Raw genomic sequence first — 21,314 nt, 5'->3', positions numbered from 1 at the left:
GGCATGACGGACCGTAAGACCGAACTCGCCGCGAATCTGGCGAAGGTGGAGGAGCGCATCGCCGCGGCGTGCGCGGCGGCCGGGCGGAGCCGGGACGAGGTGACCCTGATCGTGGTCACCAAGACCTACCCGGCGAGCGATGTGCGGATCCTGTCGGAACTCGGTGTGCGCCACGTCGCCGAGAACCGCGACCAGGACGCGGCCCCGAAGGCGGCCGCATGCGCGGATCTGCCTCTTAAGTGGCATTTTGTCGGTCAGTTGCAGACCAACAAGGTGCGTTCCGTGGTCGGTTACGCCGATGTCGTGCAGTCCGTGGATCGTTCCAGGCTCGTCACCGCCCTGTCGAGGGAAGCGGTGCGGGCGGGGCGCGAGGTGGGCTGCCTCATCCAGGTCGCGCTGGACGCGGGCGTGAGCGGCAGGGGGGAGCGTGGGGGACTCGCGCCCGGCGGAATCGAAGAGTTGGCCGACCTCGTCGCCGCCTCGGCGGGGCTGCGGCTCGACGGGCTGATGACCGTCGCCCCGCTCACCGGGGAGTACGCGGGACGCGAACAGGCGGCGTTCGAGCGGCTCATGGATTTGTCGACCGACCTGCGCCGAGCCCATCCGGCTGCAACCATGGTGTCGGCAGGGATGAGTGCGGACCTCGAACAGGCCGTGGCCGCCGGGGCGACACATGTGCGCGTCGGCACTGCGGTACTCGGAGTCCGCCCCAGGCTCGGGTAACGTCGCCAGGAAGTCGGACCACAGCAGAAAATATGGTCAATGCCTGTTCAGGCGGGCACAACGACCACGTGGATCGCGGGCACTTGGCAGTCGTCAGTCGATCCACCACAGAGCGGAGGACTCAGAGCATGGCCGGCGCGATGCGCAAGATGGCGGTCTACCTCGGCCTCGTGGAGGACGATGGGTACGACGGCCGCGGATTCGACCCCGACGACGACTTCGAGCCCGAGTTGGACCCGGAGCCCGAGCGGGACCACCGACGGCACGAACCGTCACACCAGTCGCACAGCGCACATCAGTCCCAAAGGGACGAAGAGGTGCGAATCGCCCAACCGCCCGCGCCCCGCGAGCCGGTGGCCCGTTCGACTTCGCTCGCCGCGGAATCCGGACGTCCGGCGCGCATCGCGCCCGTGGCATCCATCACACAAGAACGTCAGTCCCTGGAGAAGAACGCGCCGGTGATCATGCCCAAGGTCGTGTCCGAACGAGAGCCGTACCGGATCACCACACTTCACCCTCGGACCTACAACGAGGCCCGTACCATCGGGGAACACTTCCGTGAGGGCACCCCGGTGATCATGAATCTGACTGAGATGGATGACACAGACGCGAAGCGACTTGTCGACTTTGCGGCCGGATTGGTGTTTGGTCTTCACGGCAGCATCGAGCGGGTGACGCAGAAGGTGTTCCTGTTGTCTCCTGCTAACGTCGATGTCACGGCGGAGGACAAGGCCCGCATCGCAGAGGGCGGGTTCTTCAACCAGAGCTGAGACGCACAACCGGATCGACGTTCGGAAGAGCACGGAGCAGGGGAGAGGGAAGCGCAGGCCATGAGCGTGTTCGTCACGGTGGTCCACACCGCGCTACTGGTGTTCCTCGCCGTGCTCATCTTCCGGCTGGTCATGGATTACGTGTTCCAGTTCGCCCGCTCGTGGCAACCCGGCAAGGCCATGGTGGTCGTACTGGAGGCCACCTACACTGTCACCGATCCACCGCTGAAGCTTCTGCGGCGGTTCATCCCGCCGCTGCGTCTCGGGGGCGTGGCGCTCGACCTGTCCTTCTTCGTACTGATGATCATCGTCTACATCCTCCTGTCCGTCACGGCGAGCTTTGGGGGATGAGGATGGACGATACGGTCTTGCCGACTGCCGATGACTACGTTGAGGTGAAGAGATGCCGTTGACCCCCGAGGACGTGCGGAACAAGCAGTTCACGACCGTCCGCCTCCGAGAAGGCTATGACGAGGACGAGGTCGATGCCTTCCTCGACGAGGTCGAAGCCGAACTGACCCGTCTGCTCCGCGAGAACGAGGACCTGCGCGCCAAGCTGGCCGCGGCGACCCGTGCGGCCGCGCAGAACCAGCAGAACATGCGCAAGGGCCCGCCGGAGCAGGACCAGCAGCAGCATCCCCAGCAGCAGGGCATGCGAGGTCCCGGCGCGCCGGTGCCCGCCGGCATATCGGGCCCGCCGCAGCAGCAGATGGGTGGCCCCATGGGTGGTCCGCCCCAGCTGCCGAGCGGTGCCCCGCAGCTGCCCGCCGGCCCCGGCGGTGGTCAGGGTGGTCCGATGGGCCAGGGCCCCATGGGCCAGGGTCCGATGGGTCAGGGCCCCATGGGTCAGGGCCCGATGGGCGGTCAGCCTCCCATGCAGCAGCAGATGGGCGGTCCGATGGGCGGCCCCATGGGCGGTCCGATGGGCGGCCCCGGTCAGGGCCCCGGTGGCGACAGCGCCGCCCGTGTCCTCTCGCTGGCCCAGCAGACCGCCGACCAGGCGATCGCCGAGGCCCGCTCCGAGGCCAACAAGATCGTCGGCGAGGCCCGCAGCCGCGCCGAGGGTCTGGAGCGTGACGCCCGTGCCAAGGCCGACGCCTTGGAGCGGGACGCGCAGGAGAAGCACCGCGTCGCGATGGGCTCCCTGGAGTCCGCCCGCGCCACGCTGGAGCGCAAGGTCGAGGACCTGCGCGGCTTCGAGCGCGAGTACCGCACGCGCCTGAAGTCGTACCTGGAGTCCCAGCTGCGCCAGCTGGAGACTCAGGCCGACGACTCCCTGGCCCCGCCGCGTACGCCGGCCACCGCCTCCCTGCCGCCGTCCCCGGCTCCCTCCATGGCCCCGGCCGGCGCGAGCGCCCCGTCCTACGGCGGCAACCAGACGATGGGCGGCAACCCCGCTCCGTCCGGCCCGTCCTACGGCGGTCAGCAGCAGATGACCCCGGCCATGACCCAGCCCATGGCCCCGGTCCGTCCGCAGGGTCCGTCCCCGATGGGCCAGGCGCCCTCGCCGATGCGCGGGTTCCTGATCGACGAGGACGACAACTGAGCACCGGGCACTAGTACGACAACGGCGTCGGCAGCGCTCAATAGGGCGGGCCCCCTGGACTTCGGTCCAGGGGGCCCGCCCTATTTACGCGGGTTGAAAAGGTTCCGCCTCGTACGGAAGGGCCCGGCCTCCGCCAGGGAGACCGGGCCCTTCGTGAACCGCTCGCTGCTTACGCCTTCCGCAGCCGGAAGGCCAGGGACAGCCCCTCGTCGGTGAACGGCTCGCCGAAGCTGTCGTCGGCCTCGCCCTGCTGGAAGTCGGTCGCCAGGACTTCCTCCGCGATCAGCCCGGAGTGCTCGGCGAGAGCCGCGCTCACTGCCGGGTCCGTCGACGCCCAGCGCAGGGCGATCCGGTCGGCCACGTCCAGGCCGCTGTTCTTGCGGGCCTCCTGGATCAGCCGGATCGCGTCACGGGCCAGGCCCGCCTGCCGCAGCTCCTCGGTGATCTCCAGGTCCAGCGCCACCGTGGCACCGGAGTCGGACGCCACCGACCAGCCCTCGCGCGGGGTCTCGGTGATGATCACCTCGTCCGGGGCGAGCGGCACCGTCTCACCGTCGACCTCCACCGACGCCGTGCCCTCGCGCAGGGCCAGCGACAGCGCGGCCGCGTCGGCGTTCGCGATCGCCTTCGCCACGTCCTGCACCCGCTTGCCGAACCGCTTGCCCAGCGCACGGAAGTTGGCCTTCGCCGTGGTGTCCACCAGCGAACCGCCCACCTCGGAGAGCGAGGCCAGCGCGGAGACGTTCAGCTCCTCGGTGATCTGCGTGTGCAGCTCCGCGTCCAGGGTCTCGAAGCCGGTCGCCGCGATCAGCGCGCGAGACAGCGGCTGCCGCGTCTTGACGCCCGACTCCGCGCGCGTGGCGCGGCCCAGCTCCACCAGCCGGCGGACCAGGACCATCTGCTTCGACAGCTCCGGGTCGATCGCGGACAGGTCCGCCTCCGGCCAGGCGGCCAGGTGCACCGACTCCGGGGCTCCCGGCGTCACCGGCACGACCAGGTCCTGCCACACCCGCTCGGTGATGAACGGGACGATCGGCGCCATCAGCTTGGTGACCGTCTCCAGCACCTCGTGCAGCGTGCGCAGCGCCGCCTTGTCGCCCTGCCAGAAGCGACGGCGCGAGCGGCGGACGTACCAGTTGGACAGGTCGTCGACGAACGCGGACAGCAGCTTGCCCGCACGCTGGGTGTCGAACCCCTCCATCGCCTGGGTCACCTGGTCGGTGAGGGCGTGCAGCTCGGACAGCAGCCAGCGGTCGATCAACGGGCGCTCGGCCGGCGCCGGGTCCGCCGCGCTCGGCGCCCAGGCCGACGTACGGGCGTACAGCGCCTGGAAGGCGACCGTGTTCCAGTACGTCAGCAGGGTCTTGCGGACGACCTCCTGGATGGTGCCGTGACCCACGCGGCGCGCCGCCCACGGGGAGCCGCCGGCCGCCATGAACCAGCGCACCGCGTCCGCGCCGTTGGCGTCCATCAGCGGGATGGGCTGCAGGATGTTGCCCAGGTGCTTGGACATCTTGCGGCCGTCCTCGGCCAGGATGTGGCCGAGGCAGACGACGTTCTCGTACGAGGACTTGTCGAAGACGAGCGTGCCGATGGCCATCAGCGTGTAGAACCAGCCGCGGGTCTGGTCGATCGCCTCACAGATGAACTGGGCCGGGTAGCGGGCCTCGAACAGCTCCTTGTTCTTGTACGGGTAGCCCCACTGCGCGAACGGCATCGAGCCCGAGTCGTACCAGGCGTCGATGACCTCCGGCACGCGCGTAGCCGTCGCGCCGCAGCCCTCGTGGGGGCAGGCGAAGGTGACCTCGTCGATGTACGGCCGGTGCGGGTCCAGGTTCGACTGGTCGGTGCCCGACAGCTCGGTCAGCTCCGCGCGGGAGCCGACGCAGGTGAGGTGGTCCTCCGCGCAGCGCCAGATCGGCAGCGGGGTGCCCCAGTAGCGGTTGCGGGACAGCGCCCAGTCGATGTTGTTGTTCAGCCAGTCGCCGTAGCGGCCGTGCTTGACCGTCTCCGGGAACCAGTTGGTCTCCTCGTTCTCCTGCAGGAGGCGGTCCTTGACCGCCGTCGTGCGGATGTACCAGGAGGGCTGCGCGTAGTAGAGCAGCGCGGTGTGGCAGCGCCAGCAGTGCGGGTAGCTGTGCTCGTACGGGATGTGCCGGAAGAGCAGGCCACGCTGCTGGAGGTCCTCGGTGAGCTTCTCGTCCGCCTTCTTGAAGAAGACGCCGCCGACCAGCGGCACGTCCGCCTCGAAGGTGCCGTCCTGGCGGACGGGGTTGACCAGCGGCAGACCGTAGGCGCGGCAGACCTTGAGGTCGTCCTCACCGAAGGCGGGGGACTGGTGGACCAGGCCCGTACCGTCCTCGGTCGTCACGTAGTCGGCGTTGACCACGAAGTGCGCCGGCTCCGGGAACTCCACCAGCTCGAAGGGACGTCGGTAGGTCCAGCGCTCCATCTCGGCGCCGGTGAAGGTCTGGCCCGTGCTCTCCCAGCCCTCGCCGAGCGCCTTGGCCAGCAGCGGCTCGGCGACGACGAGCTTCTCCGCGCCGTCGGTGGCGACGACGTAGGTGACCTCGGGGTGCGCGGCGACCGCCGTGTTGGACACCAGGGTCCAGGGAGTCGTCGTCCACACCAGGAGCGCGGCCTCGCCGGCGAGCGGACCGGAGGTGAGCGGGAAACGGACGTACACGGACGGGTCGACGACCGTCTCGTAGCCCTGCGCCAGCTCGTGGTCGGACAGGCCGGTGCCGCAGCGCGGGCACCAGGGGGCGACGCGGTGGTCCTGGACCAGCAGCCCCTTGCCGAAGATCTCCTTCAGCGACCACCAGACCGACTCCACGTACTCGGGGTCCATGGTGCGGTAGGCGTCGTCCATGTCGACCCAGTAGCCCATGCGGGTCGTCAGCTCGGCGAAGGCGTCGGTGTGCCGGGTCACCGACTCGCGGCACTTGGCGTTGAACTCGGCGATGCCGTACGCCTCGATGTCCTGCTTGCCGGAGAAGCCCAGCTCCTTCTCGACCGCCAGCTCCACGGGCAGGCCGTGGCAGTCCCAGCCGGCCTTGCGGGCCACGTGGTAGCCGCGCATCGTGCGGAAGCGGGGGAAGACGTCCTTGAAGACGCGCGCCTCGATGTGGTGGGCGCCGGGCATGCCGTTCGCGGTCGGCGGGCCCTCGTAGAACACCCACTCCGGGCGGCCCCCGGACTGCTCCAGGCTCTTGGCGAAGATCTTCTGCTCGCGCCAGAAGTCGAGCACGGCGTGCTCAAGAGCGGGCAGGTCGACCTGGGCGGGCACCTGGCGGTACGTCGGCGCTGTCATCTGCGAGCATCCTCCAACGGACTTGCTTCCTTCCGTCGGAGGGACGAGAGCCTTCGATCCTGTCTACGCCGTGTGCGGCGCGCTCCCGCGGTACCACCCTCCTTGGCCCTCCGGTGCGCTGTGCGCCCCGGTGAGCCCCCTCATTGGGTCGCGAAGCCGGTTCTACTCGCCCGGGCCTCTCGGCTGCGGCTTTCTTCCGGCGGCTCCGGGGTGATCTTCACGTCGCGCTCGCCCCCGGGCTCACACCGTCCCCGGGTCGCTCTGGGCTGCGTACGCCGCTACTCGTCCCCATCCACGCTTCTCGCTCCGCCCAGTGTACGGCGCCCCGCGGACAGCGGCGGACCGGTTTTCCGCGCACCGGTCCTCCGCGGGGCCTCGCCGCGCCCCCGGCGGCCGGCCGGGATGACCCGAATGGCGAGGGCACGCGCGCCTGCGTCCCATCGTCCCCGCCGGGGCGGATTACCCGGCGGGGAGCTGGGCACAACGGATGCAGGCCCGCTGCTCGGGGGTGCGGGCGGGCGAATCGGGCGGTGTGCCCCGTTGCCGCGGGACTCAAGTCGATTTATCGTCCCAGCACGATTCGCGAGCAAGATCACAATATGTGAAGGGGTCGCGGCCATGGTGGCGAAGAAGACCGCCGTAGAGCAGCCGGCGACCGGCCGGACCGGGGGCGCGGCCGCGAAGAAGACGGCCGCCGAGGCAGCCGGGAAGACGGCCGCCGGGAAGGCCGCGGTCAGGAAGGCGGACGGGAAGAAGGCGGTCGCGAGGACGGTCCCGGCAAGGAAAGTGCCGGCCCGGAAGGAGTCGGCCGGCAGGGCTGCCGCGCCCGGGGCTCCGGCCGACGAGGCCGCCGTCGGGACGGCACCGGCGAAGCCCGCGAAGGCGGCGGCCGGGAAGGCCGCCAAGGACACGCAGGAGGCCGCGAAGAAGCCGGTGGCCGAGGCGAGGGTCGGGAAAGCGGCCCGGAAGACGGCCGGGAAGGCAGGGAAGAAGGCCGCGAAGGCCGCGGCGAAGGGGGTGGCGGTCGGGAAGGAGGCCGTCGAGGAGGCAGCGGCGAAGAAGGCCGGCGCCGGGAAGGCGGCCGCCGCGGGCGTCTCCACCGAGGAGCCCGGGAAGAGCACGGCCAAGAAAGCGGGCGCGGCGCGGGCCGCGAAGCAGACGGGAGCCACGACAGTGGTTGCGAAGAAGACTCCTGGCACGGCGACGGCCGAGCAGACCGCCGTTCCCAAGGCACGGCTCGCCGCGGCGGAGCCCGGCGAGCTGGCGGTGCGTCCCGGAGAGGACCCCTGGACCCCGGAAGAGGTCACCGACGCCCGTGCCGAGCTGCTGTCCGAGGTGGAGCGGCTGCGGGCCGAGATCAGCTCCTCCGAGGCGTCCCTCGTGGGCCTGATGCGGGACTCCGGGGACGGCGCGGGCGACGACCAGGCCGACACCGGGACGAAGAACATCACGCGCGAGCACGAGATGGCGCTCGCCGCCAACGCGCGCGAGATGCTGACCCAGAACGAGCACGCCCTGGAACGGCTGGACGCGGGCACGTACGGCCTGTGCGAGAACTGCGGAAATCCCATCGGCAAGGCACGCATGCAGGCCTTCCCGAGGGCCACCCTCTGCGTGGAGTGCAAGCAGAAGCAGGAACGTCGCTCCTGAGCGTGGGGCGCCCGGCGGCCGTGCCGTAGTCTCGTCCTCAGTCAGGCACCTAGGTTGAGGGACTCACGTGGCAGAGGCGGAGCGCATCATCGGTACGCCGGACACCCCGGACGACCGCGGCGAGCACACGGCGGCGGCCGGTGCGTCCGGGACCGACGGGCAGCGGGCGCAGACGCGCGCGGGCCGCGGGCGCCGGATCGCCGTGCTGTTCGCGGTGGCCGCGTTCGCGTACGCCCTCGACCTGATCAGCAAGACGCTCGTGGTCGCCAAGCTGGAGGGCCACGAGCCGATCAGGCTGGTCGGGGACCTGCTGGAGCTGCACGCCATCCGCAATCCTGGGGCCGCCTTCGGCTTCGGGGCCGCGTTCACGGTGATCTTCACGCTGATCGCCGCGGCCGTGATCGTGGTGATCATCCGGCTCGCCCGCAAGCTCTACAGCTTCCCCTGGGCGGTCGCCCTCGGCCTGCTGCTCGGCGGCGCGCTCGGCAACCTGACCGACCGGATCTTCCGCTCGCCCGGGATCTTCGAGGGCGAGGTCGTGGACTTCATCGCCCCGAAGGGCTTCGCGGTGTTCAACCTGGCCGACTCGGCGATCGTGTGCGGCGGCATCCTGATCGTGCTGCTGTCCTTCCGCGGCCTGGACCCGGACGGCACGGTCCACAAGGACTGACCTCGCGGGAGTTGCCCCGAGTTATCCACAGGCCCGTTCGGGGGGGTCCGGCCGGTCCGGCATACTCGACGGGTGAGCACGATTCCCGAGATCCGTACCCTGCCCGTGCCCGACGGCCTGGAGGGCGAGCGCGTCGACGCCGCCATCTCCCGCATGTTCGGCTTCTCCCGCACGAAGGCGGCGGAGCTGGCCGCGGCCGGCAAGGTCCAGGTCGACGGCGCGGTGGTCGGCAAGTCCGAGCGGGTGCGCGGCGGCGCCTGGCTGGAGGTCGAGATGCCGCAGGCGCCCGCGCCGGTGCAGGTGGTCGCCGAGCCGGTCGAGGGCATGGAGATCGTGCACGACGACGAGGACGTCGTCGTGATCGTCAAGCCGGTCGGCGTGGCCGCGCACCCCTCGCCGGGCTGGAGCGGCCCGACCGTCATCGGCGGCCTCGCCGCGGCGGGCTACCGGATCTCGACGTCCGGCGCCGCCGAGCGCCAGGGCATCGTGCACCGCCTGGACGTCGGCACCTCGGGCCTGATGGTGGTCGCGAAGTCGGAGCGGGCGTACACCTCGCTCAAGCGCCAGTTCAAGGAGCGCACGGTCGACAAGCGCTACCACACCCTGGTCCAGGGCCACCCGGACCCGACGAGCGGCACGATCGACGCGCCCATCGGCCGCCACCCCCAGCACGACTACAAGTGGGCGGTCACGGCCGACGGCAAGCCCTCCGTGACGCACTACGACCTCATCGAGGCCTTCCGCGCCGCCTCCCTGCTGGACGTGAAGCTGGAGACCGGCCGCACGCACCAGATCCGCGTCCACATGGCCGCCCACCGCCACCCCTGCGTCGGCGACCTCACCTACGGCGCCGACCCGACCCTCGCCAAGCGGCTGCGCCTGACCCGGCAGTGGCTGCACGCGGTGCGGCTCGGCTTCGAGCACCCCGCCGACGGGCAGTGGGCGGAGTTCCGCAGCGACTACCCCGAGGATCTCCAGAAGGCCCTGGACCAGGTCCGCGAGGAGACCTACGCGTGAGCGTGCCGTACACCGTCCGGGTCGCCCATGACTTCGCCGACCGGGAGGCCTGCTTCGCGGTCCGCAAGGAGGTCTTCGTCCGCGAGCAGGGCGTCCCCGAGAACCTGGAGTACGACGCCCACGACGCGGACGCCGTACATGTGCTGGCGGTCCGCGCGGACGGCGTACCGCTCGGCACCGGACGGCTGCTGTACGGCGAGGCGGCCGTGGCCAAGACCGGCGCCGACGCCTGCGTGGGCTCCCTGGGGCGGCTCGCCGTCTCCCGCGCCGCACGCGGGCTCGGCGTCGGCGCGGCCCTGGTGCGGGCCATCGAGGACGCGGCACTCGCGCGCGGCCTCACCGCGGTGGACCTGCACGCCCAGACCCACGCCCTGGCCTTCTACGAGCGCCTCGGCTACGCGGCCTACGGCCCGGAGTTCCCGGACGCCGGGATACCGCACCGGGCGATGCGCCGTGCCCTGGGGCAGCGCGCGTTCCCGGCGGGCGGATGGCAGGCTTGAGGCCAGCTGTGTGATCGTCGACCCCCGGAGCGCCGCCCGTGGATCAGTTGGCCCTGTTGTTCGTCCTGTTGCTCGGGGCCCTGGTGAGCGTGCCGGTGGGGGACCGGTTGGGGCTGCCGGCGCCGGTGCTGATGACGGTGTTCGGCGGGCTGCTCGCGGTGGCCGACTTCGTGCCCAATGTCAACATCCCGCCCGAGCTGATCCTGCCGGGACTGCTGCCGCCGCTGCTCTACGCCGCGGTACGCCGCACCTCCTGGCGGCAGTTCGCGGCCAACGTCCGGCCGATCCTGCTGCTCGCCGTCGCCCTGGTGCTCGTCACGATGGTGTGCGTGGCGTTCGTCGCCAACGCGATCGTGCCCGGGCTGCCGATCGCCGCCGCCTTCGCCCTCGGGGCACTGATCGCCCCGCCCGACCCGGTCGCCGCGACGAGCGTCGCCGGCCAGCTCGGGCTGCCGCGCCGCCTGGTGTCCATCCTGGAGGGCGAGGGGCTGTTCAACGACGTCACCGCCATCGTGCTGTACCACGTGGCGATCGCCGCTGTCGTGAGCGGCACCTTCTCGGCCTGGCAGGCCGGTCTGGACCTGGTGCTGTCCGCCGTCGTCGCGCTGGCCGTCGGCCTGGTACTCGGCTGGGGGTCCAACAAGCTGATGGACCTGCTGGGCGATCCGACCCTCCAGATCGGCATGACCCTGCTGGTGCCGTACGCCTCCTACGTCCTCGCGGAGCGGCTGCACGGCTCCGGGGTGCTCGCCGTGCTCACCACGGCGCTCTTCCTGGCCGAGTACGCCACCGACGCCGACGACGTGATGACCCGACTGGCCGGGCACACCTTCTGGGACATCATCGACACCCTCGTCACGGGCGTGGCCTTCGGGCTCATCGGGCTGGAGCTGCACAACGCCATCCGCACGGCCCAGGGCCGCTGGGGCGAACTGCTCGGCTGGTCCGCCGCCGTCGTGGGCGTGGTGACAGTCGTACGGCTGGTCTGGCTGCTGCCCGCGACCTGGCTGACCAAGCGGCTGCACGCGCGGCGGGACATCGACGAGGAGATCCCGGTCAGCTGGCGCGAGACCGTCGTGATGTGGTGGTCGGGGATGCGCGGGGTGGCCTCGGTGGCGCTCGCGCTGGCCGTCCCGCTGACGACGGACAACGGCTCGCCGTTCCCCGACCGGAACGAGATCGTCTTCATCGCCTTCGGGGTCATCATCGTGACCCTGGTGCTCCAGGGGCTCACCCTGCCCTGGCTGGTCAAGCGGCTCGGGGTGCGGGCCGACTCCGAGCGGGAGAAGGAGTTCGAGAAGGAGCTGGCGGTGCGCGCGGCGCGGGCGGCGAAGCGGAGGCTGCGGGAGATCGAGCAGGTGGAGGACCTGCCCGAGGACCTGTCCGAGCAGATGCTGCGGCGCGCCTTCGACATCGGCATCCGGATCAGCCCGGACATGGGCGAGGAGGAGCGGCGCGAGGCCCAGCACCAGCGGGCCAGGCGGCTCAAGCGCATCCGGCGCATCCAGAACGAGATGATGAGCGCGGCCCGGCACGAGGTGCTGGCGGCGCGCAGCGAGCCCGGCGCGGACCCGGAGATCGTGGACCGGGTGTTGCGGCATCTGGACGTGCGTAGCTTGCGGTAATAGTCATACGAATGTGTGGTGCCTGTGGAAAAGTCCAGCGCCGTCCGGCGGTCCGTGCCTACGCTCTGATCATGACGCGGAACATTGTGATCAGTGGTGGCGGTACGGGCATCGGGCTGGCCACGGCTCAGGTGTTCGCCGCGGACGGGGACCGGGTGCTGCTCCTCGGGCGGCGGGCCGAGGTGCTGGAGAAGGCCGGCGTGCCCGGGGCGCTCACCCATGCGGCGGACCTCGCCGAGCCCGACCAGGTGCGGGGGGTGGCCCGCTTCGTCGCCGACGAGCTGGGCACGGTCGACGTGCTGGTGCACGGCGCCGGCGGCGCCGGGCAGCTGGAGCCGCCGTCCGGCAGCGACGACCCCCTGGACCGGGTGGCCCATGACTGGACTCTCAACTTCAGACAGAACGCGCTGACGGCCGCGCTCCTCACCGAAGCGCTGAAGAACCGCCTCGCCGAGCCCGGCGGACGGGTGCTCTTCGTCAGCTCCATCGCCGCCTACCGCGGTTCGGGCACCGGCGCCTACGCGGCGGCCAAAGCCGGCCTGCACCCGTACGCGCACGACCTGGCACGGCAGCTGGGCCCGCGCGGCATCACCGTGAACGTGGTCGCGCCGGGGTTCGTCGAGGACACCGAGTTCTTCGGCGACACTATGGACGCGGCCCGGCGGGCGCGGCTCGTCGGTGAGACGGCGCTCGGCCGCGCCGGGATACCAGGAGACGTGGCAGCGACGCTGCACTGGCTGGCCTCGGCCGCCGCCGGGCATGTCACCTCCCAGATCATCCAGGTCAACGGCGGTGCCGAGCGCGGTCATTGACCCGCCCTGTCAGTCCCGGCGGCCGCGCGGGACAACGCCGTCCGCGCGGCGCCCGGAGCCGTCGGGGGACGGCAGGCGCTGCGGCGGGAGCACGGCGTCGGAGGTGCTGACCCTGGGCAGCGCGTAGGGGTGCTCCCGTGCCAGCCAGGTGATCATCTGCTCGCGGACGGCCACGCGTATGTTCCAGATGTCGTCGGAGTCCTTCGCGGTCATCAGGGCGCGCACCTGCAAGGTGGTCGGCGTGCTGTCCGTCACCACCAGGTTGTAGGCGCGGCCGTCCCACGCCGGGTTCTCGCGCAGGATGTCGCGCAGCTTCTCGCGCATCGCCTCGAGGGGCGCGCTGTGGTCGAGGTGCCAGAAGACGGTGCCGGTCATCTGGGGGGTGCCCCGCGACCAGTTCTCGAAGGGTTTGGAGGTGAAGTACGACACCGGCATGGTGATCCGCCGCTCGTCCCAGGTCCGTACGGTCAGAAAGGTCAGGGTGATCTCCTCGACGGTGCCCCACTCGCCGTTCACGACGACGGTGTCGCCGATGCGCACCATGTCGCCGAAGGCGATCTGCAGCCCGGCGAACATGTTGGACAGCGTCGACTGGGCGGCCACACCGGCGACGGCCGCCACGATGCCCGCCGAGGCCAGCAGCGAGGTGCCGGCCGCGCGCATCGCGGGGAACGTCAGCAGCATGGACGCGATCGCCACGACGATGACGATCGCGGACACCACCCGCATGATCAGCTCCACCTGGGTGCGCACCCGGCGGACCCGGGCCGGGTCCCGGTGGGCGCGGGCGTAGCGGCTGTAGGTGGTCTCGACGACGGCGGCGGCGATCCGGATCACCAGCCAGGCGGTGGAGCCGATCAGTACCAGCGTCAGGGACCGGCCGATGCCGGTCTGGTGCCGCTCCAGCACCTTAGCCTGGTCGTAGGAGCCGCGCAGCAGCGCGACGCACAGCACGAGCTGGTAGGGGATGCGGCCGCGGCGCAGCAGCCCCCACAACGGCGAGTCGTGGTTGCGGGCGTCGGCCGTGCGCAGCAGCCGGTCGGTGGCCCACCCGATGGCCAGGGTGATCAGCACGGAGCCACCGATCACGATCACAGGGCGGAGTGCGGTTTCCATGCCTGCGCTCCTTACCGGTGCGCGGCGGGCATGAACGTGTGAGTTCGGGCGCGGGCCGGGAAACGGCGGCTCCGGCGGCTTCGCACCGGCTGGCACCATGGCCTCATGAACATCATGCTCTTTCATTCGACCTACGGGCTCAGGCCCGCGGTGCGTGAGGCCGCGGACCGGCTGCGCGCGGCGGACCACGAGGTGTGGACGCCGGACCTCTTCGAAGGGCGCACGTTCGACACCGTCGAGGAGGGCATGGAGTACAAGGAGCAGATCGGCAAGGACGAGCTGCTGAAGCGGGCGGTGCTCGCGGCGGCACCGTACTCCGAGCGCGGGCTCGTGTACGCGGGGTTCTCGCTCGGCGCTTCCATCGCCCAGACCCTCGCCCTCGGCGACGACAAGGCGCGCGGGCTGCTGCTCCTGCACGGTACGTCGGACATCGCGCCGGGCGCGCGGGCGGAGTCGCTCCCGGTGCAGCTGCACGTGGCCGAGCCGGACCCGTTCGAGACGGACGACTGGCTGAGCGCGTGGTACCTCCAGATGGGCCGGACCGGAGCGGACGTGGAGATCTACCGGTACGCGGGCGCCGGGCACCTGTACACCGACCCCGCGCTGCCCGACTACGACGCCGAGGCCGCCGAGGCCACCTGGCGGGTGGCGCTCGGTTTCCTCGACGACCTGCGGACGGCATAGGCCGGACCGCACCCGCGGCGTGGCCGCGCCTCCGCCCGGAAGGAGAGGGCGGGCGCACGCGGAAGCGTTCGCCCGCCCCTGACCTGGCGGTCGTCCCGCGGCGGGACGTCAGCCCTTCAGCGCCGCGTCGATCGCCTTGTCGAAGTCGTCCACCGTCAGGATCACCTTGCCGCCGTTGAGCTGCTTGCCGTCCATGACGAAGCCCGGCGTGCCGGTCACACCGTCCTTGTTGCTGTCGAAGGTCTTCGACATCGCCATGGCCCAGGCGTCGTAGGTGCCGTTCTTGACCGCGCTCTGGAAGGCCGTGTTGTTCTTCAGCGCGGGGACCGTGTCGGCGACCTGGATCAGGTAGCTGTCGTCCTTGAACTTGTCGGTCTGCTCGTCCGGGTGCCACTTCGCGGAGTAGAGCGCGGACTTGTACTCCAGGAACGCCTCGGGGCTGACGTTCAGCGCGGCGCCGAGGGCGCTCAGGGCGGTCTTGGAGCCCTCGCCGTTGTCGTGGGAGTCGATGAACGTGGCGCCGACGTACTGGTACTTGAACTTGCCGTCGTCGATGTCCTTCTTCAGGGTCGGACCGACGGTCTGCTCGAACTGGGCGCACACCGGGCAGCGCGGGTCCTCGTACATCTTGAGGGTCTTCTTGGCGCTGTCCTTGCCGATGACGACGGTGGTGCCGTCCGTGCCCGTCGTGTGGGCCGGCGCGACGACCTTGGCCGTCTTCATGCTCTCCCAGTGACCGGGCTTGTTGGCCTGGACGACGGCGTAGCCTATGCCGCCCGCCGCGGCCAGCACGGCCACGACCGAGGCGGCGACGATGACCTGCCGCCTGGCCTTGTCGCGCTTGGCCTGCCGCTCGCGCTCCTGGCGCAGCCGCTCACGGGCCGCCGTCTTCGCCGCCTGGCTGTTCCGCTTGCTCATGTTGGTGATCTCCATGTGGGACGCGCACAGGTCGTACGCGGGATACGTGTGGGGGACTGGGTGTGCTCAGCCGTCGTCGCCCGGACGCCGTTGCGTAAGGCGCGTCGCTCAGGAGACGGCGGCGAGGGCGGGGGAGCACGGCGGTCCACGCCGTCCCAGGGAGTGCACGAGGAGCCGGTCACGGGCGGCGGCCCGGCGCGGAACCGTACGCGGCAGCCGGCGGGCCGGGGCGGGCCGCGCGGTGACCGAGGCCACCGCCAGCAGCAGCGGCCGGAAGGTCGTCGCGGCGACCGCGCGCAGCAGCTGCACCAGCGCCCGCTCGCCGCGGCGCAGCCAGGCGGCGGCGAGCAGCCCCACGCCGACGTGCGCGGCGAGCAGCAGCCAGGCGGCCGCGGGGCTGGCGTGCGCGAGCAGCGTCTCCGGGCGGCCCTGGACCCCGGTCATCCGGGTGAGCGGGGTGCCGACGGCACCGCCCTGGCACAGCACGTCGAAGCCGAAGGCGCGCAGCGGACCCGCGACCGGGCCGCCGGCCCGGCCGTAGCAGGCGTGCTGGCCCGTGGTGAACACCGTGTCGGCGGTCAGCTCCAGCGGGATCAGCAGGGCCGCGATCCGGCCGAAGCCGCGCTCGCGGGCCGCCAGCGCGTACGCGGCGGTGAACACACCGGCGCAGACCGCCAGGACCGCGCCCACCGGCAGCGGTGCCCTGGACAGCAGCACGTGCGACGCGGTGCTGAGCGTCACGACGAAGGCCGTGAACAGCGCCGCGCGTACGGCTCTGAGCTGGGTCCCGGATATGTCCATAGCGAGAGGAGAGTCTGTCACGTACGCGAGTAAGGGACCCCTAAAGAGTGCCTGTGAGTGCGCGAAGGTTACAGCCCCGGAATCCGGCCGTTGCGGAACAGGTCGACGAAGATCTGGTGGTCGGCACGCGCGCGTGCGCCGTAGCCGTGCGCGAAGTCCACCAGCAGGGGCGCGAAGCCGTCCTCGTCGGCCGCGATCGCCGCGTCGATGGCCCGCTCGGTGGAGAACGGCACCAGGGACTCCCCGGACTGGTCGTCCGCCGCCGCGTGCATCGCCGCCGTGGCCCGGCCCAGGTCGGCGACGACCTGGGCGATCTCCTCCGGATCGTCGATGTCGCCCCAGTCCAGGTCGACGGCGTACGGCGAGACCTCGGCGACCAGCTGGCCCGCGCCGTCCAGCTCCGTCCAGCCCAGCCACGGGTCGGCGTGCGCCTGCAGGGCACGCTGGGAGATCACCGTGCGGTGGCCCTCGTGCTGGAAGTAGCCCGCGATGGCCGGATCCGTGATGTGCCGGGAGACGGCCGGGGTCTGGGCCTGCTTGACGTAGATCACGACGTCGTTCTCCAGGGCGTCGCTGTGGCCCTCCAGGAGGATGTTGTACGACGGCAGGCCGGCCGAGCCGATGCCGATGCCCCGGCGGCCGACGACGTCCTTCACACGGTAGGAGTCGGGCCGGGCCAGCGAGGAGTCCGGCAGCGTCTCCAGATAGCCGTCGAAGGCGGCCAGGACCTTGTAGCGCGTCGCGGCGTCCAGCTCGACCGAGCCGCCGTCCGGCGCGAAGCGGCGCTCGAAGTCACGGATCTCCGTCATCGAGTCCAGCAGCTCGAAGCGGGTCAGCGACCGGGCGGCGCGCAGGGCGCCCAGCAGCGGGCCCTCCGCCGTGTCCAGCGTGAACGGCGGGACCTCGTCGCTCTTGGCGCCCGTGGCCAGGGCGTGGACCCGTTCGCGGTACGCGCCCGCGTAGATCCGCACCAGCTCGGTGATCTGCTCGTCACTGAACGCCTTCGCGTACCCGATGAGCGCGATCGAGGCCGAGAAGCGCTTCAGGTCCCAGGTGAAGGGGCCCACGTAGGCCTCGTCGAAGTCGTTGACGTTGAAGACCAGGCGGCCGTTGGAATCCATGTACGTGCCGAAGTTCTCCGCGTGCAGGTCGCCGTGGATCCACACGCGCGAGGTGCGGTCGTCCAGAAACGGACCACCGCGCTTGTCCGCGTCCAGGTCGTGGTAGAAGAGGCACGCCGTGCCCCGGTAGAACGCGAAGGCCGAGGCCGCCATCTTCCGGAACTTCACGCGGAACGCGGCCGGGTCGGCGGCCAGGAGCCGGCCGAAGGCGGTGTCGAAGACGGCGAGGATCTCCTCGCCGCGCTGCTCGTCGCTGAGCCGGTGGACCGACATCGCTGGGTGCCTCCTGGTGCTTTTGCGTGCATGACCTGTACGACAGGGTTTCTGTCGTCTCCAACGGGCGACGCCACACGGGAGTGCCCGGTTCCGCCCGAAGGTACGCAAGGAAGCGCCGCCGGTGTCAGTGGCGGGGCATAGACTTCCCGCTGACCCCAGAACTGCCCGTCCGCCCCAAGCCACGTGTTTTCCGTCGGAGGCCATACCGTGTCAAAGCCGCCCTTCACGCACCTGCACGTCCACACCCAGTACTCGCTGCTGGACGGTGCCGCGCGGCTCAAGGACATGTTCAACGCGTGCAACGAGATGGGCATGACGCACATCGCCATGTCCGACCACGGCAACCTCCACGGGGCGTACGACTTCTTCCACTCCGCGAAGAAGGCCGGAATCACCCCGATCATCGGGATCGAGGCGTATGTCGCCCCCGAGTCCCGGCGCAACAAGCGCAAGATCCTCTGGGGCCAGCCGCACCAGAAGCGGGACGACGTCTCCGGTTCGGGTGGTTACACCCACAAGACGATGTGGGCCGTGAACAGGACCGGCCTGCACAACCTCTTCCGGCTCTCCTCGGACGCCTACGCCGAGGGCTGGCTGCAGAAGTGGCCCCGGATGGACAAGGAGACCATCGCCCAGTGGTCCGAGGGCATCGTCGCCTCCACCGGCTGCCCCTCCGGCGAGGTCCAGACCCGGCTGCGCCTCGGTCAGGAGGAGGAGGCCCTGAAGGCGGCCGCCGAGTACCAGGACATCTTCGGCAAGGACAAGTACTTCCTGGAGCTGATGGACCACGGCATCGAGATCGAGCACCGGGTCCGCCAGGGCCTCCTCGACATCGGCAAGAAGCTCGGCATCCCCCCGCTGGTCACCAACGACTCGCACTACACGTACGCGCACGAGGCCGGCGCCCACGACGCCCTGCTGTGCATCCAGACCGGCAAGAACCTCTCCGACCCCGACCGCTTCAAGTTCGACGGCACCGGCTACTACCTGAAGTCCACGGACGAGATGTACGCCATCGACTCCTCGGACGCCTGGCAGGAGGGCTGCGCCAACACGCTCCTCGTGGCCGAGATGGTGGACACCACCGGCATGTTCGAGAAGCGCGACCTCATGCCCAAGTTCGACATCCCCGAGGGCTACACCGAGGTCACCTGGTTCAAGGAGGAGGTCCGCCGCGGCATGGAGCGCCGCTACCCGGGCGGCATCCCCGAGGACCGCCAGAAGCAGGCGGACTACGAGATGGACGTCATCATCTCGATGGGCTTCCCCGGCTACTTCCTCGTCGTCGCCGACTTCATCATGTGGGCCAAGAACAACGGCATCGCCGTCGGCCCCGGCCGAGGCTCCGCGGCGGGCTCGATCGTCGCCTACGCGATGGGCATCACCGACCTCGACCCGATCCCGCACGGCCTGATCTTCGAGCGCTTCCTCAACCCCGAGCGCATCTCGATGCCCGATGTCGACATCGACTTCGACGAGCGCCGGCGCGTCGAGGTGATCCGGTACGTGACCGAGAAGTACGGCGCCGACAAGGTCGCCATGATCGGCACCTACGGCACCATCAAGGCCAAGAACGCGATCAAGGACTCCGCGCGCGTGCTCGGCTACCCGTACGCGATGGGCGACCGCATCACCAAGGCCATGCCCGCCGACGTCCTCGGCAAGGGCATCCCGCTGTCCGGCATCACCGACCCCGAGCACCCCCGGTACTCGGAGGCCGGCGAGGTCCGCTCGATGTACGAGAACGAGCCGGACGTGAAGAAGGTCATCGACACCGCGCGCGGTGTCGAGGGCCTGGTCCGGCAGATGGGTGTGCACGCGGCCGGCGTGATCATGTCCAGTGAGACCATCACCGAGCACGTCCCGGTCTGGGTCAGGCACACCGACGGCGTGACCATCACGCAGTGGGACTACCCGAGCTGTGAGTCGCTCGGCCTGCTGAAGATGGACTTCCTGGGCCTGCGCAACCTCACGATCATGGACGACGCGGTCAAGATGGTGAAGGCCAACAAGGGCCTGGACATCGACCTGCTCTCCCTGCCGCTGGACGACCCCACGACCTTCGACCTGCTCCAGCGCGGCGACACCCTCGGCGTCTTCCAGTTCGACGGCGGCCCCATGCGCTCGCTGCTGCGGCTGATGAAGCCCGACAACTTCGAAGACATCTCCGCCGTCTCGGCCCTGTACCGCCCGGGCCCGATGGGCATGAACTCCCACACGAACTACGCGCTGCGCAAGAACGGGCAGCAGGAGATCACGCCGATCCACCCCGAGCTGGAGGCGCCGCTCAAGGAGGTCCTCGACGTCACCTACGGCCTGATCGTCTACCAGGAGCAGGTGCAGAAGGCCGCCCAGATCATCGCCGGCTACTCGCTCGGCGAGGCCGACATCCTCCGCCGCGTCATGGGCAAGAAGAAGCCCGAGGAACTGGCGAAGAACTTCACCATCTTCCAGGCCGGCGCCCGCAAGAACGGCTACAGCGACGAGGCGATCCAGGCCCTGTGGGACGTGCTGGTCCCCTTCGCCGGCTACGCCTTCAACAAGGCCCACTCCGCCGCGTACGGCCTGGTGTCGTACTGGACGGCCTACCTCAAGGCGAACCACCCCGCCGAGTACATGGCCGCCCTCCTCACGTCCGTCAAGGACGACAAGGACAAGTCGGCCGTCTACCTCAACGAGTGCCGCCGCATGGGCATCCGGGTGCTCCCGCCGAACGTCAACGAGTCCGAGGCCAACTTCGCCGCCCAGGGCGACGACGTGATCCTCTTCGGCCTCTCCGCCGTCCGCAACGTCGGCACCAACGTCGTCGAGTCGATCATCAAGTGCCGCAAGGCGAAGGGGAAGTACACGAGCTTCCCCGACTACCTCGACAAGGTCGAGGCGGTGGTCTGCAACAAGCGCACCACCGAATCGCTGATCAAGGCCGGCGCCTTCGACACCATGGGGCACACCCGCAAGGGCCTCACGGCGCAGTACGAGCCGATGATCGACAACGTCGTGGCCGTCAAACGCAAGGAGGCCGAGGGGCAGTTCGACCTCTTCGGCGGCATGGGCGAGGAGACCAGCAGCGAGCCCGGCTTCGGACTCGACGTGCAGTTCACGGACGACGAGTGGGACAAGACCTACCTGCTCGCCCAGGAGCGGGAGATGCTCGGTCTGTACGTCTCCGACCACCCCCTCTTCGGCCTGGAGCACGTGCTGTCCGACAAGGCCGACGCGGGCATCGCCCAGCTCACCGGTGGCGAGCACGCGGACGGCGCGGTCGTCACCATCGGCGGCATCATCTCGGGCCTGCAGCGCAAGATGACCAAGCAGGGCAACGCCTGGGCCATCGCCACCGTCGAGGACCTCGCCGGATCCATCGAGTGCATGTTCTTCCCGGCGACCTACCAGCTCGTGTCGACCCAACTCGTCGAGGACGCCGTGGTGTTCGTCAAGGGCCGCCTCGACAAGCGCGAGGACGTGCCCCGGCTCGTCGCCATGGAGCTGATGGTCCCGGACCTGTCCAACGCGGGCACCAACGCACCGGTGATCCTCACCATCCCGGCCACCAGGGTCACCCCGCCCATGGTCAGCCGCCTCGGCGAGATCCTCAGCCACCACAAGGGTGACAGCGAGGTCCGGATCAAGCTCCAGGGCCCGCGCAAGACCACGGTGCTGCGCCTGGACCGGCACCGGGTCAAGCCCGACCCGGCCCTGTTCGGCGACCTGAAGGTGCTGCTCGGCCCGTCGTGCCTGGCCGGCTGAGCCGATGAGGCGCGGTTCACGCGGT

The 21,314-nt window shown here is 70.3% G+C and carries 17 protein-coding genes; 12 read left to right on the top strand and 5 right to left on the bottom strand.

Translation table 11 applies throughout. The annotated features are described in order from the left end of the window. Positions 1–3: 3 nt before the first annotated feature. From ACZ60X_RS01605 to ACZ60X_RS01590, 4 genes are all read left to right on the top strand, one after another. Positions 4–723, top strand: a complete 720-nt coding sequence (locus tag ACZ60X_RS01605; protein WP_469592168.1) for a YggS family pyridoxal phosphate-dependent enzyme — start codon at positions 4–6, stop codon at positions 721–723. A 128-nt stretch (positions 724–851) separates the two neighbouring features. Continuing rightward, entirely contained in the window at positions 852–1,493 is a 642-nt protein-coding gene (locus tag ACZ60X_RS01600; RefSeq protein ID WP_469592167.1) for a cell division protein SepF, read from the top strand. 60 nt (positions 1,494–1,553) lie between these two features. Next, positions 1,554–1,844 carry a YggT family protein gene (locus ACZ60X_RS01595; protein ID WP_469592166.1) on the top strand — a complete coding sequence of 97 codons (291 nt, stop codon included), beginning with the start codon at positions 1,554–1,556 and terminating at the stop codon, positions 1,842–1,844. Between the two features lie 52 nt (positions 1,845–1,896). Continuing rightward, positions 1,897–3,039, top strand: a complete 1,143-nt coding sequence (locus ACZ60X_RS01590; protein WP_469592165.1) for a DivIVA domain-containing protein — start codon at positions 1,897–1,899, stop codon at positions 3,037–3,039. A 169-nt stretch (positions 3,040–3,208) separates the two neighbouring features. Here ACZ60X_RS01590 and ileS read toward each other — a convergent pair whose 3' ends face one another. Continuing rightward, complete coding sequence (ileS, locus tag ACZ60X_RS01585; RefSeq protein ID WP_469592164.1) at positions 3,209–6,352, bottom strand: isoleucine--tRNA ligase; 3,144 nt, start codon at positions 6,350–6,352, stop codon at positions 3,209–3,211. Positions 6,353–6,970: 618 nt separating this feature from the next. Between ileS and ACZ60X_RS01580 the strand changes: the two genes are divergently transcribed. The 6 genes from ACZ60X_RS01580 (at position 6,971) to ACZ60X_RS01555 (ending at position 12,626) form a co-directional block, all read left to right on the top strand. Then, complete coding sequence (locus ACZ60X_RS01580) at positions 6,971–8,002, top strand: TraR/DksA family transcriptional regulator (RefSeq protein WP_469592163.1); 1,032 nt, start codon at positions 6,971–6,973, stop codon at positions 8,000–8,002. Positions 8,003–8,069: 67 nt separating this feature from the next. Beyond that, positions 8,070–8,672: a signal peptidase II gene (gene lspA, locus ACZ60X_RS01575; protein ID WP_469592162.1), complete on the top strand. Its 603-nt coding sequence runs from the start codon at positions 8,070–8,072 to the stop codon at positions 8,670–8,672. A 72-nt stretch (positions 8,673–8,744) separates the two neighbouring features. Beyond that, positions 8,745–9,689, top strand: a complete 945-nt coding sequence (locus tag ACZ60X_RS01570; protein WP_469592161.1) for an RluA family pseudouridine synthase — start codon at positions 8,745–8,747, stop codon at positions 9,687–9,689. After that, entirely contained in the window at positions 9,686–10,189 is a 504-nt protein-coding gene (locus tag ACZ60X_RS01565) for a GNAT family N-acetyltransferase (RefSeq protein ID WP_469592160.1), read from the top strand. Before ACZ60X_RS01570 ends, ACZ60X_RS01565 begins: the two co-directional genes overlap by 4 nt. Before the next feature lie 38 nt (positions 10,190–10,227). Continuing rightward, entirely contained in the window at positions 10,228–11,814 is a 1,587-nt protein-coding gene (locus ACZ60X_RS01560; protein ID WP_469592159.1) for a Na+/H+ antiporter, read from the top strand. 71 nt (positions 11,815–11,885) lie between these two features. Beyond that, entirely contained in the window at positions 11,886–12,626 is a 741-nt protein-coding gene (locus ACZ60X_RS01555) for an SDR family NAD(P)-dependent oxidoreductase (protein WP_469592158.1), read from the top strand. Between the two features lie 9 nt (positions 12,627–12,635). On the opposite strand, the gene ACZ60X_RS01550 is transcribed toward ACZ60X_RS01555, so the two are convergent. Beyond that, complete coding sequence (locus tag ACZ60X_RS01550) at positions 12,636–13,742, bottom strand: mechanosensitive ion channel family protein (protein WP_469592157.1); 1,107 nt, start codon at positions 13,740–13,742, stop codon at positions 12,636–12,638. A 105-nt stretch (positions 13,743–13,847) separates the two neighbouring features. On the opposite strand from ACZ60X_RS01550, the gene ACZ60X_RS01545 reads away from it, so the two are divergent. After that, the gene (locus ACZ60X_RS01545) at positions 13,848–14,426 is read left to right on the top strand and encodes a dienelactone hydrolase family protein (protein WP_469592156.1); all 579 of its coding nucleotides are present in this window, start codon (positions 13,848–13,850) and stop codon (positions 14,424–14,426) included. Between the two features lie 108 nt (positions 14,427–14,534). On the opposite strand, the gene ACZ60X_RS01540 is transcribed toward ACZ60X_RS01545, so the two are convergent. From ACZ60X_RS01540 to ACZ60X_RS01530, 3 genes are all read right to left on the bottom strand, one after another. Further along, complete coding sequence (locus ACZ60X_RS01540; RefSeq protein ID WP_469592155.1) at positions 14,535–15,344, bottom strand: thioredoxin domain-containing protein; 810 nt, start codon at positions 15,342–15,344, stop codon at positions 14,535–14,537. 108 nt (positions 15,345–15,452) lie between these two features. Then, complete coding sequence (locus ACZ60X_RS01535) at positions 15,453–16,145, bottom strand: hypothetical protein (RefSeq protein ID WP_469592154.1); 693 nt, start codon at positions 16,143–16,145, stop codon at positions 15,453–15,455. A 68-nt stretch (positions 16,146–16,213) separates the two neighbouring features. Then, positions 16,214–17,539, bottom strand: a complete 1,326-nt coding sequence (locus tag ACZ60X_RS01530; RefSeq protein WP_469592153.1) for a DUF2252 domain-containing protein — start codon at positions 17,537–17,539, stop codon at positions 16,214–16,216. A gap of 210 nt (positions 17,540–17,749) precedes the next feature. Between ACZ60X_RS01530 and dnaE the strand changes: the two genes are divergently transcribed. Beyond that, positions 17,750–21,289 (top strand): DNA polymerase III subunit alpha, encoded by a 3,540-nt coding sequence (gene dnaE, locus ACZ60X_RS01525; RefSeq protein ID WP_469592151.1) that lies wholly within the window; start codon positions 17,750–17,752, stop codon positions 21,287–21,289. Positions 21,290–21,314 lie beyond the last annotated feature (25 nt).

It is taken from the genome of Streptomyces sp. NPDC104106 (genome assembly GCF_055584345.1).
Note: the sequence above shows the minus strand (reverse complement) of the source record. Positions and strands in the feature narration are given on the sequence as shown.

Bases quoted from the DNA above. Each gene is read 5' to 3' on its own strand.
- ACZ60X_RS01600 (WP_469592167.1), top strand. From the start codon at position 852: ATGGCCGGCGCGATGCGCAAGATGGCGGTCTACCTCGGCCTCGTGGAG.
- ACZ60X_RS01550 (WP_469592157.1), bottom strand. From the start codon at position 13,742: ATGGAAACCGCACTCCGCCCTGTGATCGTGATCGGTGGCTCCGTGCTG.
- ACZ60X_RS01545 (WP_469592156.1), top strand. From the start codon at position 13,848: ATGAACATCATGCTCTTTCATTCGACCTACGGGCTCAGGCCCGCGGTG.
- ACZ60X_RS01605 (WP_469592168.1), top strand. From the start codon at position 4: ATGACGGACCGTAAGACCGAACTCGCCGCGAATCTGGCGAAGGTGGAG.
- ACZ60X_RS01530 (WP_469592153.1), bottom strand. From the start codon at position 17,539: ATGTCGGTCCACCGGCTCAGCGACGAGCAGCGCGGCGAGGAGATCCTC.
- ACZ60X_RS01535 (WP_469592154.1), bottom strand. From the start codon at position 16,145: ATGGACATATCCGGGACCCAGCTCAGAGCCGTACGCGCGGCGCTGTTC.
- ileS (WP_469592164.1), bottom strand. From the start codon at position 6,352: ATGACAGCGCCGACGTACCGCCAGGTGCCCGCCCAGGTCGACCTGCCC.
- ACZ60X_RS01590 (WP_469592165.1), top strand. From the start codon at position 1,897: ATGCCGTTGACCCCCGAGGACGTGCGGAACAAGCAGTTCACGACCGTC.
- ACZ60X_RS01580 (WP_469592163.1), top strand. From the start codon at position 6,971: ATGGTGGCGAAGAAGACCGCCGTAGAGCAGCCGGCGACCGGCCGGACC.
- ACZ60X_RS01595 (WP_469592166.1), top strand. From the start codon at position 1,554: ATGAGCGTGTTCGTCACGGTGGTCCACACCGCGCTACTGGTGTTCCTC.
- ACZ60X_RS01540 (WP_469592155.1), bottom strand. From the start codon at position 15,344: ATGAGCAAGCGGAACAGCCAGGCGGCGAAGACGGCGGCCCGTGAGCGG.
- ACZ60X_RS01555 (WP_469592158.1), top strand. From the start codon at position 11,886: ATGACGCGGAACATTGTGATCAGTGGTGGCGGTACGGGCATCGGGCTG.